This window comes from Mycobacterium sp. NGS61, assembly GCF_059812325.1.
This window is the reverse complement of record NZ_JCALCL010000009.1, coordinates 192,536-204,531: the sequence shown is the minus strand read 5'-3', so window position 1 is coordinate 204,531 and position 11,996 is coordinate 192,536. Positions and strand designations below refer to the sequence as shown.

The window sequence follows — 11,996 nt, the reverse complement described above, 5'->3', positions numbered from 1 at the left end:
GTCAACCACCGAACCTGGCACCGGAGTCCACTCCCCACAACGCCATGGTGAGCAGCATGTTGACGATAATCATGACGGTGATGCTGGCCCGCATGCCGTGCCCTGCGGCCACCCCCACGCCTTCGGGGCCGCCGCTGGCGTAAAAGCCGTAGTAGCACTGGATGGTGGCGGAAATCCAGACAAAGACGATCGCCTTGAACAGCGAGTAGACAATGTCTTGGCCGGCCAGCATCAGCGAGAAGTAGTGCAGATAGGAGCCGGTCGAGCCGCCGCTGCTGATCTGTACGACCACCTGGGTGGTGAGATAGCCGATCGCCAGGCAGGCGGCGTACAAGGGAATCATCGCGATCACCGAGGCGATCAGCCGGGTGGTCACCAGATACGGAATCGGCCGGATCGCAATCGATTCCATCGCGTCGATCTCCTCGGCGATGCGCATCGACCCCAGTTGCGCGGTGAACCGGCAGCCGCCCTGCATTGCGAAAGCCATCGCCGCCATCAGCGGCGCCAGCTCTCGGGTGTTGACCAACGACGACACGAACCCGGTCGCCGGCCCGAGGCCGAGCAGGTCCAGGAAGTTGTAGCCTTCGATGCCTACGAGTGCCCCCACCGTGACGCCGAGAACGACTGCCACACCGGCGGTTCCGCCGCCCACCACGATCGAGCCGTTGCCCCAGGTGATGTTCGACAACAGTCGCAGAAACTCGCCGTTGTACTGACGCAGGGTGAGCGGGACGGCGACGAGGGCGCGAACGAAGAAAACCAGCATGTGCCCCAGCCGGGTGACCGGTTTGGTCGATCTGCGGTAGACGCCGAGCAGTCGGGTGCTCAGCGGTGCCAGCGGTAGGTAGGGGGACGTCGTCACTTCACAGCCCCGTCCGGGGCGACAGCATGATGTACAGCTGGCTGATTGCGACGTTGACGATCATCAGCAACAGGATCGATTCGACCACCGCCGCGTTCACCGAGTTGGCCACTCCGGTGGGACCGCCCTTGGTGGACAGGCCTTTCTGGCTCGAGACGATGGCGACGATGGCACCGAAGATGACAGCTTTCAGCAGTGCCAGGATCATATCGCCGGGGGTGGCGAAGGACGCGAACGTCGACACGAAACTGCCTGGGGCGCCGTCCTGAAAATACACGTTGAACAGGTAGCTGGCGAAGAACCCGACGAAGCACACGACGCCGGTCAGTGCGACGCCGATCATGATGGCGGCGGCAAAGCGCGGCACCACCAGTCGCCGGATCACAGACACGCCCATCACTTCCATGGCATCGGTTTCTTCGCGCATGGTGCGTGAACCCAGGTCAGCGGTGATCGCAGACCCGACCGCGGCCGCCATCAGCACCGCGGCCACCAGCGAGGCGCCCTGCCGAATTACCGCAAGCCCGCTGGCGGCGCCGGCCAGTGAGGTGGCACCCACCTGGCCGGCGAGCAGGGCGAATTGGATGGACAAGGTGACGCTGATCGGGAGGGAAACCAGGATCGTGGGCAGCACCGCGGTGCCGGCCATGAATGCGCCCTGCCGAACGAATTCCTGCCATTGGAACCGGCCGGTGCACAGATCGATGAAGAAGTATTTGATGGTGCGCACACCCAGCACGAATTGATCGCCGACCGTCCGCAGCGACGCGACCGGGTGGCGATCGACGTAGCCGGCTCCCCAGTCCCGGATAGCTCCGACACCGTCGTCATCGTGGCGGTCCAAGTGGCTCTCTTCGCGCAGGGCGGATTCTTGGTGTGTGGTCATTTCACCAGTGACCAACAATCTCAGCAAACCCGGGTCGCGGCGTAAACCCCCCCGAGACCGACATCATTGGCGCTCTCCCCAGCATCAACTGATCGGTGCTGAGCGGCAGGCGTCAAGCGCTGCGAAATAGGAGCCCGCTCGAAATGAGTGCCTCGGTCCGGTAACTCTGCAGTTCAGCACGGTTAGCGGTATCACCGTAACCTACTTGATAGGCACTTTCAATAGTGTAGTGTCACTCATCTGCGGCCCCCCGCGGATCGCAAACCTGGTGTTGGAATGTCAGACTCACGAAGGCGACGGCATGTCCCTGGCAAACTCCGAGTCGCTCCGGGACAGGCGGCGGGCCGAGTTGCTCGCACAGATCCAGCACACTGCACACGCCCTGTTTGCCGACCGTGGATTCAATGCCGTGACGACCGAGGAGATCGCCGCCGCCGCCGGAATCTCGATCAGCACCTACTTTCGGCATGCACCGACCAAAGAAGGCCTGCTCATCGACCCAGTTCGGCAGGCGATCAGCGAGATCGCAGCTTCATACGCCACCCGGCCCGCCGACGAATCCGCGGTGGAGGCGTTGATCGCGCTGTTCGTCACCCATGCCCGAAACGCCAGCGAGTTCAACCTGGACACCTGGCAGCGGGCCGTAGCTACCGCGCCGCATCTGCTGCGGAAGACGTCGCTGGTCAGCGAAGACGATCAGCGCAAGTTCGTGGAGTACGTGGCGGCCCGGATGGGCGTCGATGCGTCAGTCGACATCCGGCCTTCGCTGCTGGTCCACACCAGTCTGGCCACGGTCAGATTCGTCATCGACCGCTGGCTGATCGGCGATAACGCACCGAGTTCACCGATGCATGTCGAGATGGAAAGCGCGCTGCGGATCACCCTCGCCGGGTTCGAATAACGCTGCGCTGCAACATTTTCGGGTCCGAGCAGACACGAAGGCCAAGCCCGGGATGAAACCGGGACTCGTGTCTGCTCGCCACCGGGGAGGCGGCGGACACTCAGGCGGTTTGGTCGACCAGCGACGCCGCGGGCGCGTTGTTGCGCACCGATTCGACGCCGTTCTGCGCCGCAGCTTTCGTTTTGTATCCCTCGCTGCTGGCGATCACTTCTCCGTTGCCGGCTTTGAGCCGGAAGCGGAACTCGCCGCGCGCGTCCTTGAAGATCTCGAACTTGCCAGCCATCGCAATCCTTATCGGTTGATGGGCCGACCCCGGATTCCACGCTAGCCCGATCGATATGAAATGGATAGGGCACGTCCGCGCGCTGCGCCGGTCAGAGGGCGGAATGCCTCTGCCGCATGGGGTGAGTGACGGGACTCGAACCCGCGACATTCAGGATCACAACCTGATCGCTGAAACGGCATATAAGCCCAGCGCAGAAGCTATTTATTGGGACTCCATTTGCAACCTTAAACGGGACACAAATACCTGTTGGTAGACACGAAAAGCCAGCTCAAGGGTGCAATAGCGTTGCGCTGCTAAGGTTGCAGACATGACGACACCGAAGGCCGCGCGGACCTCTCAGAAGACCACCAGGAGGCGCGGCTTCGGCACCCTGCGAACGATGCGGAGCGGTCGCGTCCAGGCAAGCTACATCGCTGACGACGGCAGGCGGTATTACGCGGTCCACACATACGACAACCGCACCGACGCTGAGGGCTGGTTGGCGAATGAACGCAAGCTAATGGAATTGGGGGAGTGGTCACCACCGGAAGCGAGGGCGAAGCTCCAGGCCTTGAAGGGGGTGACGGTTGCGGAGTACGCCGAGGATTGGTTGCAGCACCGCGACCTGACCCCGAAGACCCGGGCGCTGTATCGGCAACTGCTGGACAGTCGGATTCTGCCGACGCTTGGCGATGAAATCCTGCGAGCCGTGACACCGGCCAGGGTCCGTGCGTGGTGGACAGGGCTAGGGAAGGAGACGCCGACCCGCAACACTCACGCCTACCAACTCCTGAAAGCCATCTACAACACCGCCGTGGAGGACAAAGCGGCAACGGAGAATCCGTGCCAGATCAAGTCGGCGGGGAAGCCACCAAAGCCGCGAGATGTCCAACCCCTGACACCTGCGGAGTTGGTGAAAGTCGCTGAGAAGGTACCGGAGCGTTACCGGGCTGCGGTGCCGGTGGCGGCATGGTGCGGACTCCGGTTTGGAGAGCTAATCGAATTGCGCCGCAAGGATGTTCATGACGACGGCGAACGAATGACCCTGAAGATTCGGCGTGCCGCGACGGTGGTGCACAACAAAGATGCGTTGGTGCACAACACATTGGTGGTCGGGCGACCGAAAACCGACGCGGGGATTCGTGACGTGACGGTGCCGCCACACATTGCGGAGATACTGCGCAATCACATGGAGAACTACACCGGGTCGGGCCCAGAGGCTTTCGTTTTCACCACCACAAGAGGGCAACGGTTGTCGCAGACCGCTTTCACCAAGTCGGTGAAGAATGGATTCGCCGCCGTGGGCAAGCCTGACATGAGAATTCACGATCTTCGACATGTCGGCGCGACGTTCGCCGCCCAGGCCGGTGCCACCACCAAAGAGTTGATGAGCCGGTTGGGTCACACCACGCCGGGGATGGCGATGCGGTATCAGATCGCCGCCCAGGAGCGGGACGCGAAGATCGCTGAGGCGATGTCGGCGCTTGCCGGTCAGTAAGGGCCGATGGGGTTGGCGAGTGCCATTAAGGACTCGCGGTCGACGCGAATCAGCCTTGGCCCCACCCTGTTTGCTTTGATGCGGCCCTGCGCGATGTAGCGGCGAATGGTTTTCTCGGACACGCCTAGGTGCGCGGCCGCTTGTTGTATCGACAGCAGAGGCGGCAGGGGACTTTTGTGCATTGGCGGTACCATCGCAGGCGACGAAATCGCTGCGCTTTCGCGGGTTCTCTATTTGTCATTCGGCGGTCGAGTTGAAGTTTACCGCCGGGTGCCCGGGGTAAATTGGCGGGCACGTCAGCCGTGTCGTATCAATGGTTTGGGATAGCTCGGAATGATTCGTAATGTTGCCGGTTACGTTGGCCTTATTATTCTTAACGCGAACGGCCGGGCGAAAGGGGCCGGGCCAGGCCAGGGCCAGCGTGCGCTATTACATATTTATGCCGGGAGCGAACAGACACCGAGGACTCGAAAAGAGACAGTAGCCTCCGCCGAATCCCTTTCTTTCCTTTCGCGTCACGCCGCAGGCGTCCACCTGTCACGCGTGACAGATGCGTGATACTCGCAGCTCAAAGCCTATTCTAGTGTGCTAAAGACAAGACTAAGCTAAGACAAGCATTTCGTGCCTATTCGAGAGCTAGCTAAAAGACACGCACAACATCCGGAAATGTTGTGCCCGCACCGGATTCTCTCAACGCAATGCTAAAATTGCTGGTAGAGCAGGTCGAAGGGGTTATTGCTGATTTGACAAGCGGGACCATTAACACCGCCAACATTGAGTTGGATATCAAACCGTTGGCGTTGTTCTCCGATGAGCGCGTCTACCGGCTGGAACGTGGGCAACGGTTTGCGTACATCTCGTTGCAGGCCCACTGCCAAAGGTTGAACGCGACAACCGGTAGCGATTATATCGACGGGGAATTCTCCGTGGCTGACGCGTTGCTTCGGGTGCGTGATCCTTTGGAATCCGATATCGACGCCATGTTGGACGTCGGACTGATTTCCGAAGTTCGTGGGGACCGTTTCCGGGTGGAGTACACCACTGCACAAACCACTCATGAGTGTTTGCAGGGCAGGGCCGATAGGTATGCGAAGGCCGGGGAGACCCTTAGTGCCACAAATGCCGCCGCGAAGGAAGCGCAGGTGGTTAAGGGGTCCGCGGCCGAAACGCGCCGAGAGAAGGCCGCGGACCGGCAGCGCCGCAAGCGTGAACGTGACCGCGACCTTGCAGGTGTTGCAGATGCAACACCTGCTGATCCAATCGCACGACTTGGAGAACCGAAAGTTGAATCGTCGGAGAATCCGCGCCGACACTCCAAGTGCGCCAACTGCGGCGCGCCGTGCCGCCCCGAAGATGGCTGCACCCAATGTGGGCAGCAATACGACGATAAAGGGACGCCGGGGATGCGTTGCCGCTGCGGCGAATTCCTGACATTCGCCGCACCCAACGTCAAGCTTACCGAGATTTGCCCCAACTGCCGCGAAAGGACCATGGTTAGTGCAGACCCTCCATTCTGACGAGCCCCGCTTTAACACCGATCCGGCGTTGGCTGAGCGCCGCAGACGGTTCGTGAAGCACACCGAGGTTCTGGCGTTGAGATTGCTGTTGGCGTTTCTGGAAGACGACCCCGCCGAGCAGGCGTTGCAGGTTCTCACCGTGGCGAACGATTCCGGTATCCCCGCTGAACGGTGGGAACTGTCAACTCAGACTGCGATGGCCGCTGCAAAGTTTTGGCGGCAGATGGACGCGGAGTTGGGCCGACGGTTGATCTTGGCGCGCCTGCTGGAACTGACGGACGCGGCGTGACAACACCATCGAGATATGTCGAGGGTGTCGACTGGTGTTGCCGGAACTGCGGTTCCTACCTCCCGTGGGGCGGCTACTGCCTGCGGTGCCGCGAAGCGGAATGGGCTGCAACGCAAAGGGACTGGATCAATGACCACAACTGAGCCGCAGCTCTTGCAGCCCACCAATCTCGTCCTGTCCTACCATCCCAATCGCAGTGAAGGCGATGTGGTGTCGCTGCAATTCGACGATGCGCAGTACGGCCGCTACGTCCTGGCGTTCACCCCCGAGGCCACCGCGTACCTAGCAAGGTTGTTTAACGCTGCCGCGCACAGCCCGAGGGTGCAGGCTGAGGCAGACCAGATAAAAGCCCGGCAGCGGGACAGTGGCTAAATGCAACGTGCAGCCGATTTGGCCTCTCACGTCCACGCTGGGCCACGTTTCCTCTTCGCGGCATACAATCTATGCGCCAACGGTTTTCGCCCCGCACAGGGCAAATCAGCGGCATGACTCTGACCGCAACGCGCTGGCCTCCGCCGGAACCGCCCTGGACGCGGGATCTACCCCGCGCCTACGGGCACATTCCCCCCTGGAACAAGTTGCCGGGAATGGCTAACTCTGATCCCGGCGGGCAGAACTTCCGCAACCCTGACGAATCCCCGGACATTATTCGCGGCATGGCCCTGACCCTTAACCGGCGCTGCCATATGTGCGGGTGCCGGGTGGAGGGCAACTGCTGGACGATCTGGTGGGACGGACCTGAGCCGACCTATGCCCCGGCGCCAAGCCCCTACAGCGGCGTGGGCTATTACAAGACCACATCACCGATGCCCCTTCACCGCTCATGCTGCCTCTACTCCGCGTTGGTCTGCCGACTTATGCTCAGCCCCACTGCCCGTTACGGGAAGAACACACCTAAAGGCTGCCCCGGCGCAATGCGGGGCGGCGCGTACCTAGTCGAGGCCCGGCACTACGGGGTGCTTCCCGATGGTGAAACGCTGGTCTGGGATTTCCACTCCCGACCGTTCGGCCTGGCCCGCGAGCTGGCCGACGAATACGCCGAAGCTCTAACCACCGACAAGGTAGACACGTCTACCAGAATGTATTGGCGCAGCGACTCAGAACTAGTCGGCGTCCGCCAATGGGTGCGGATGCGGCTCCATTCACAGTGGCCTCCGCTGCGAGTGTTGGCATGATAAAACGCCCCTGCCTTGACTGCGGTGAACCCACCGACGCCACCCGCTGCACACAATGCCAGCCACCCAAGCGGCCGAGCTATGGAACGTACCGTAGACCTAAGGGAGACAAAACTTACGGCTCCGCTTGGCGGCGACTACGCAAAGAGGCTATCCGGCTTCAACCCTTTTGCACTTACGCCCATCTGGGCGGATGCGAAGGTGGCATCGAGCTAGACCACTCTCCCCGCGCGTATGACCGGGCAAACATGGGACTGGCTGTGCGCCTTGAGGATTGCACAGTGGTATGCCACAGGCACAACATAAAGCTGGGTGCTGCACGCGGAGCAAACGTCACCCGACCCTACGCACCCGACTATCCAGGTGCGTTGTAAATCAATACCGTCCGCCGACAACCAGATTCGTCGCAGTGTCCACCAACACCCACTTGCAACTACCGCCACGCCGAAACTCGCACACAGCCAACCCATCCCGGACGCGGCAATCCGCATCCGCCCATCCCGCGTTGCGAAGGTCGGCGGCAAGATCAGTGATGTACGTCATGAAAGTTCACCCCTCCGTGCGAGCTTGTAATCCTGGTACCCCTCCCACGCGGATTTCAGGAGGGGTAGCACGACGGTGCCGTAGACCACAACATGATGTAAGGACATGGGACTAAGCATACTCCCGGGTGTTTGCTAGAGCAACGATGGTGTTTGCTGGATTGTCGACCAACTCACGCGTATCAGTGTCACAGCAAACACAGCGCAACACCTCAAAATGCTCAATAACCGCCAAATCGGTTGTTACACAACACATTTGACCTGGGGACTAGCCCTACGAGCTGCGAAGGCCCACGGAGCGTGCGAATGCGCACTGATAGATAGTTAACGCGTGTAGAGCTGTACTAATTAGTTTGCTGAAGGATTTGCTGTGGTAGCCGTTGGGCCGAAGAAGCGGGTGAGTTGCGATCCGCTCCCGTTCGTCGGGGAAGGGTCACCCTCCGAGCAGTTCACCCAATTCTGCCAGCAATATGTCAAGGTGCGCAACGGGTTTCACGCTGGCGAACCGTTGGAGATTTACGACTTCCAGCGGTCGCTAGTATCCAGTGTCTTGGACCCTGACCCTAAACCGCGCTTGGCATGTTGGTTGTTGGCGCGGGGTAATGGGAAAACGTCTCTGCTAGCTGCGATTTCGGTGTTCAAGATGTTCACCAGCGATATCGGCGGCGACATTGTCTGTTGTGCCCGCACCAAGGATCAGGCGAACCTGTTGTTCCGCGCGGCCCGTGACTATGTGGAGATGTCACCGGAGTTGATCGCCCGGTGTCAGACCGGCCGGGAACGGCTCTATGTTCCTGGTAACCGGACGTCTTTCGAGTGTTTGGTTAGTGAACCGGCGTCCCTTGAGGGTTTGCAGTTCAGCTTTTGCGCGGTGGATGAAATCGGTGTTACACCAAGGGAAACCGTGGACGTGCTTATGTTGGCGCAAGGGAAGAGACCGGAGTCGGTGCTACTGGCGGTGGGTACCCCTCCGCATTCGCCGGATGATTCGGTGTTGCTCGACTGGCGTGCTCTAGCTCAAGAGACCGGAGACGAGTATGTGGTGTACCGGGAGTATTCAGCGGCCGGGTATGAGCACCACGACAAGCTCTGTGAGCATTGCATCCAGTTAGCGAATCCGGCCTACGGTTTGTTCCTGGCTACTGACGTGTTCAAGCGGGACGCGCGGACCGCGAAAGAACCGGCCTACCGCCGGTCCCGGCTAGGGCAATTCGTGTACGGCGGCGAGGATTCGTTCGTTTCCGCCGAGGATTGGGACGCCCTGGCGGTGTGCGCCGGCGTCCCGGAGGGTACCGATGTTGTGATCGCTGTCGACGGAAGTCACGCAAGGGATTTCACCGCAATCCTGGTCGGCACCGTCGATAAGCGTCCGCATTTCGATGTGGTGGCGGTGTTTGACCCGGCCGACACCAACAACCGCATAGATGTGCTCGCGGTGGAAGATGTAATCAGGTCTGCGTGCCGCCGATGGAACGTCCGCGAAGTAGTGGCGGACCCGTTCCGGTGGAACCGTACCCTGCAAGTGCTCGCCAGCGAGGAAATCCCGGTGGTGGAGTTCCCGCACAGCCCTAGCCGGTTGACGAAAGCTACCACCGACCTACACGGGGCGATTGTGAACGCGACGTTCACTCATTCCGGTGATACGCGTCTCCGCTCACACGTATTGGCCGCCAGCGTCATCGAATCCGATGGCGGGTTGCGGTTGGGTAAGCAATCCCGCTCCCGTAACGCCCCGAAAATCGACCTTGTCGCCTGCCTGGTGATGGCCTACTCCCGGTCATCCTGGCTTGCTTCCCGACCGAAGAAACGACACCGAGTAATCACGAAATGACTTCTGAACTACTGCACGATTTACTTGCCGATTTGGATTCCCACCTTGGGCACCGGGGCATCCTGTGGCTCTATACCCAAGGGCGGCAGCCGTTAGCTTTCCTGTCGGCGGAATCCCGCAAAGCGTTGGACAACAGGTTGTGCCGCATGTCTATCAATGTCCCTAGCCTGGCGGTGTCCAGCCTGACCGAACGGCTGCGGGTCACCGGCTTTAGTGATCCCCGCGCGTGGGATTTGTTCATCGCCAGTGAGTTGGATCAGCTCGCGGCGCAGGTCCACGTGGACGCCCTGGCCTATTCGGAGGGGTTCGTGTTGGTGTGGAGCCGCAACGGTGTTCCGGTGGCAACGGCGGAGTCACCGTTTCAGTGCACGGTGCTCCGTGACCCGGCCGACCGGTCGGTGATTGCCGGGGTGAAACGGTTTTCCACCAAACACACCACCGAGGCGTATGTCTACCTGCCGGATCGGGTGGAGCATTGGCGCGCGGACACACCCAACTCTGCTATCGGCGGATACCGGCTGATTGAGACTATCGAGCACGCCCTTGGTGGTGTTCCGTTGGTTCCGTTCGATAACGGCCGCAGCGAGATTGACGATTTGCGGGACCTGACCGACGCCCTGGTGAAGGTCACCTTGGATATGGTGATCGCTTCGCACGCAGCGGGTTTCGGTAGGCGCTGGGTGACCGGTGTCGAGCTGGTGGAGAAACCCGTTCTGGATGAAAACGGTACCCCGGTTGTGGTGGACGGTGAGGTCTTGGTGGACACCGTGACACCGTTTGACGAGTCGGCAACCTCGTGGGCGATTGCGGAGAATCCCGAAACGAAATTCGGCAGTTTCAGCGAAGGCCAACTGTCCGGTTTTGAAACGGCTGTGCGGGTGCTCATTTCGCAGATTCAAGCGGTCTCCGCCCTGCCCTCACATTATCTCGGCGTTCTGACTTCGCAACCCACATCGGCCGACGCGCTGCGGGCTTCCGAGGCATCCCTGACCGCGCGTGCAGAATCCAAGCAACTGTTGTTCGGACGCTCGTGGGAACAGGTCGCACGTCTGTTGCTGGCGGTCGCAACATCCACCGACACCACCAGGTTGCCGATGCGGGTGCAGTGGGCGGATGCGGCGACCCGCAGTGTCGCCCAAGAAGCCGACGCCGTTGTGAAACTCGTGCAGGCCAAAATCCTGCCCGTATCCTACGCCCTGGCGAAGCTGGGCTACTCCGATGACGAAATCCAACAGATCCGTGTTGCCCGCCGCGCCGACATGCTGGACGGCATCGGCATTGAAATAGACACCGATGCCTGATTTCGCCGACGCCTACCAATTGCAGCTAGAGAAGCTCGCGGACCGCACCGCAAAAGCCGCTAGATTGGCCGCTAACCGGCGAAACGTCACCAGGGCTACCCGTGCAGCCAACCTGGCCTCAATCGTCCAGAGAGGCAACGCACAAGCCCTCGCGTTGGCCGAGGCGTTCACTACCCGCCAACTTGAAAACCTCACCGGCCGGGCGTCCCCGGCTAAAGGACTGTTACCTGTTGACGACAGCGGGCGGCTTATGCAGGCGGCGAAAACCATCCTGTCCGACCCCGACCCTTTAGCACGGGCGGAACGGTTGGCGGTTGCCGAAATTTTGCACACCGCCCAAAGCGGGGCACAGCAGACGATGGCCGGGAAGAAACGGGTACGCGGCGGCTATCTCGGTTGGGTACGGCAGTTGGACGCCGACGCCTGCCCGATCTGTCGCCGCTGGTGGCGCAACGGCCGCGTCTACCCACCAGCGCACCCGATGCCCCGGCATTTCAACTGCCGGTGCGTGCAACGAATCGTCACCATCCCTCAATCACCGAAACCAGTGAAGACACGGAAGAAGAAATCATGACCGAACCGATTGAACAAGACACCGAAACCACCGACGAGACCGAGACGTTCACCCGCGAGTATGTGGAAGAACTACGCCGGGAGTCGGCCGGGTACCGCGAACGCGCCAAGGGTGCCGACGATTTACGCCACCGGCTGCACGACGCCCTGGTGAAGATCGACGGCCGTCTAGCGGACTCCACTGACCTTGCCTACGCCGATGAACATTTGGACGACATACCGGCGGCGATCACCGAATTGATTGACCGTAAACCCCATTTGGCCCGCAAACCCAACGGTGATGTGGGGCAGGGTGTCCGTGCGGAAAGCTCTGTGCCAACAGACTTTTCAGGCCTGTTCCGTTGATACAATAA

The 11,996-nt window shown here is 60.8% G+C and carries 14 protein-coding genes; 10 read left to right on the top strand and 4 right to left on the bottom strand.

Annotation, left to right across the window (positions count from 1 at the left end; translation table 11 throughout):
• Position 1: 1 nt before the first annotated feature.
• Positions 2 to 865 (bottom strand): MlaE family ABC transporter permease, encoded by an 864-nt coding sequence (locus AC5Y3Z_RS18965; RefSeq protein ID WP_463829062.1) that lies wholly within the window; start codon positions 863 to 865, stop codon positions 2 to 4.
• A gap of 1 nt (position 866) precedes the next feature.
• The gene (locus tag AC5Y3Z_RS18960) at positions 867 to 1,751 is read right to left on the bottom strand and encodes an MlaE family ABC transporter permease (protein WP_463829061.1); all 885 of its coding nucleotides are present in this window, start codon (positions 1,749 to 1,751) and stop codon (positions 867 to 869) included.
• 301 nt (positions 1,752 to 2,052) lie between these two features.
• Here AC5Y3Z_RS18960 and AC5Y3Z_RS18955 point away from each other — a divergent pair, with 301 nt between their 5' ends.
• Positions 2,053 to 2,652, top strand: a complete 600-nt coding sequence (locus AC5Y3Z_RS18955; protein ID WP_463829060.1) for a TetR/AcrR family transcriptional regulator — start codon at positions 2,053 to 2,055, stop codon at positions 2,650 to 2,652.
• A gap of 100 nt (positions 2,653 to 2,752) precedes the next feature.
• Here AC5Y3Z_RS18955 and AC5Y3Z_RS18950 read toward each other — a convergent pair whose 3' ends face one another.
• Positions 2,753 to 2,935, bottom strand: coding sequence for a YegP family protein (locus AC5Y3Z_RS18950; RefSeq protein ID WP_463829059.1), 183 nt, complete (start codon positions 2,933 to 2,935; stop codon positions 2,753 to 2,755).
• Positions 2,936 to 3,245: 310 nt separating this feature from the next.
• On the opposite strand from AC5Y3Z_RS18950, the gene AC5Y3Z_RS18945 reads away from it, so the two are divergent.
• Positions 3,246 to 4,415, top strand: coding sequence for a site-specific integrase (locus AC5Y3Z_RS18945; protein WP_463829058.1), 1,170 nt, complete (start codon positions 3,246 to 3,248; stop codon positions 4,413 to 4,415).
• Here the strand turns inward: AC5Y3Z_RS18945 and AC5Y3Z_RS18940 are convergent.
• A complete protein-coding gene (locus tag AC5Y3Z_RS18940) occupies positions 4,409 to 4,597 on the bottom strand; it encodes a helix-turn-helix domain-containing protein (RefSeq protein ID WP_463829057.1) in 189 nt (62 codons plus the stop codon). The two genes, AC5Y3Z_RS18945 and AC5Y3Z_RS18940, sit on opposite strands and share 7 nt — an antisense overlap.
• 516 nt (positions 4,598 to 5,113) lie before the next feature.
• On the opposite strand from AC5Y3Z_RS18940, the gene AC5Y3Z_RS18935 reads away from it, so the two are divergent.
• The 8 genes from AC5Y3Z_RS18935 (at position 5,114) to AC5Y3Z_RS18900 (ending at position 11,988) form a co-directional block, all read left to right on the top strand.
• Positions 5,114 to 5,932 (top strand): hypothetical protein, encoded by an 819-nt coding sequence (locus AC5Y3Z_RS18935; RefSeq protein WP_463829056.1) that lies wholly within the window; start codon positions 5,114 to 5,116, stop codon positions 5,930 to 5,932.
• Between the two features lie 76 nt (positions 5,933 to 6,008).
• Positions 6,009 to 6,221 (top strand): hypothetical protein, encoded by a 213-nt coding sequence (locus tag AC5Y3Z_RS18930; protein WP_473140096.1) that lies wholly within the window; start codon positions 6,009 to 6,011, stop codon positions 6,219 to 6,221.
• Positions 6,222 to 6,350: 129 nt separating this feature from the next.
• Positions 6,351 to 6,593 carry a hypothetical protein gene (locus AC5Y3Z_RS18925; protein ID WP_463829054.1) on the top strand — a complete coding sequence of 81 codons (243 nt, stop codon included), beginning with the start codon at positions 6,351 to 6,353 and terminating at the stop codon, positions 6,591 to 6,593.
• 542 nt (positions 6,594 to 7,135) lie between these two features.
• Positions 7,136 to 7,396, top strand: coding sequence for a hypothetical protein (locus AC5Y3Z_RS18920; RefSeq protein ID WP_463829053.1), 261 nt, complete (start codon positions 7,136 to 7,138; stop codon positions 7,394 to 7,396).
• Positions 7,397 to 8,308: 912 nt separating this feature from the next.
• On the top strand, positions 8,309 to 9,769 hold the full coding sequence (locus tag AC5Y3Z_RS18915) for a terminase large subunit domain-containing protein (RefSeq protein ID WP_463829052.1): 1,461 nt from the start codon (positions 8,309 to 8,311) through the stop codon (positions 9,767 to 9,769).
• Positions 9,766 to 11,070 (top strand): phage portal protein, encoded by a 1,305-nt coding sequence (locus AC5Y3Z_RS18910; RefSeq protein ID WP_463829051.1) that lies wholly within the window; start codon positions 9,766 to 9,768, stop codon positions 11,068 to 11,070. The genes AC5Y3Z_RS18915 and AC5Y3Z_RS18910 overlap by 4 nt, the downstream gene beginning before the upstream one ends.
• A complete protein-coding gene (locus AC5Y3Z_RS18905; RefSeq protein ID WP_463829050.1) occupies positions 11,063 to 11,644 on the top strand; it encodes a putative phage head morphogenesis protein in 582 nt (193 codons plus the stop codon). Before AC5Y3Z_RS18910 ends, AC5Y3Z_RS18905 begins: the two co-directional genes overlap by 8 nt.
• A complete protein-coding gene (locus AC5Y3Z_RS18900; RefSeq protein WP_463829049.1) occupies positions 11,641 to 11,988 on the top strand; it encodes a hypothetical protein in 348 nt (115 codons plus the stop codon). The genes AC5Y3Z_RS18905 and AC5Y3Z_RS18900 overlap by 4 nt, the downstream gene beginning before the upstream one ends.
• Positions 11,989 to 11,996: the final 8 nt, after the last annotated feature.

Excerpts from the sequence above, each read along its gene's own strand:
- AC5Y3Z_RS18960 (WP_463829061.1), bottom strand. The coding sequence starts at position 1,751 with ATGACCACACACCAAGAATCCGCCCTGCGCGAAGAGAGCCACTTGGAC.
- AC5Y3Z_RS18940 (WP_463829057.1), bottom strand. The coding sequence starts at position 4,597 with ATGCACAAAAGTCCCCTGCCGCCTCTGCTGTCGATACAACAAGCGGCC.
- AC5Y3Z_RS18955 (WP_463829060.1), top strand. The coding sequence starts at position 2,053 with ATGTCCCTGGCAAACTCCGAGTCGCTCCGGGACAGGCGGCGGGCCGAG.
- AC5Y3Z_RS18910 (WP_463829051.1), top strand. The coding sequence starts at position 9,766 with ATGACTTCTGAACTACTGCACGATTTACTTGCCGATTTGGATTCCCAC.
- AC5Y3Z_RS18905 (WP_463829050.1), top strand. The coding sequence starts at position 11,063 with ATGCCTGATTTCGCCGACGCCTACCAATTGCAGCTAGAGAAGCTCGCG.
- AC5Y3Z_RS18935 (WP_463829056.1), top strand. The coding sequence starts at position 5,114 with ATGCTAAAATTGCTGGTAGAGCAGGTCGAAGGGGTTATTGCTGATTTG.
- AC5Y3Z_RS18925 (WP_463829054.1), top strand. The coding sequence starts at position 6,351 with ATGACCACAACTGAGCCGCAGCTCTTGCAGCCCACCAATCTCGTCCTG.
- AC5Y3Z_RS18950 (WP_463829059.1), bottom strand. The coding sequence starts at position 2,935 with ATGGCTGGCAAGTTCGAGATCTTCAAGGACGCGCGCGGCGAGTTCCGC.
- AC5Y3Z_RS18900 (WP_463829049.1), top strand. The coding sequence starts at position 11,641 with ATGACCGAACCGATTGAACAAGACACCGAAACCACCGACGAGACCGAG.
- AC5Y3Z_RS18945 (WP_463829058.1), top strand. The coding sequence starts at position 3,246 with ATGACGACACCGAAGGCCGCGCGGACCTCTCAGAAGACCACCAGGAGG.
- AC5Y3Z_RS18920 (WP_463829053.1), top strand. The coding sequence starts at position 7,136 with ATGCGGGGCGGCGCGTACCTAGTCGAGGCCCGGCACTACGGGGTGCTT.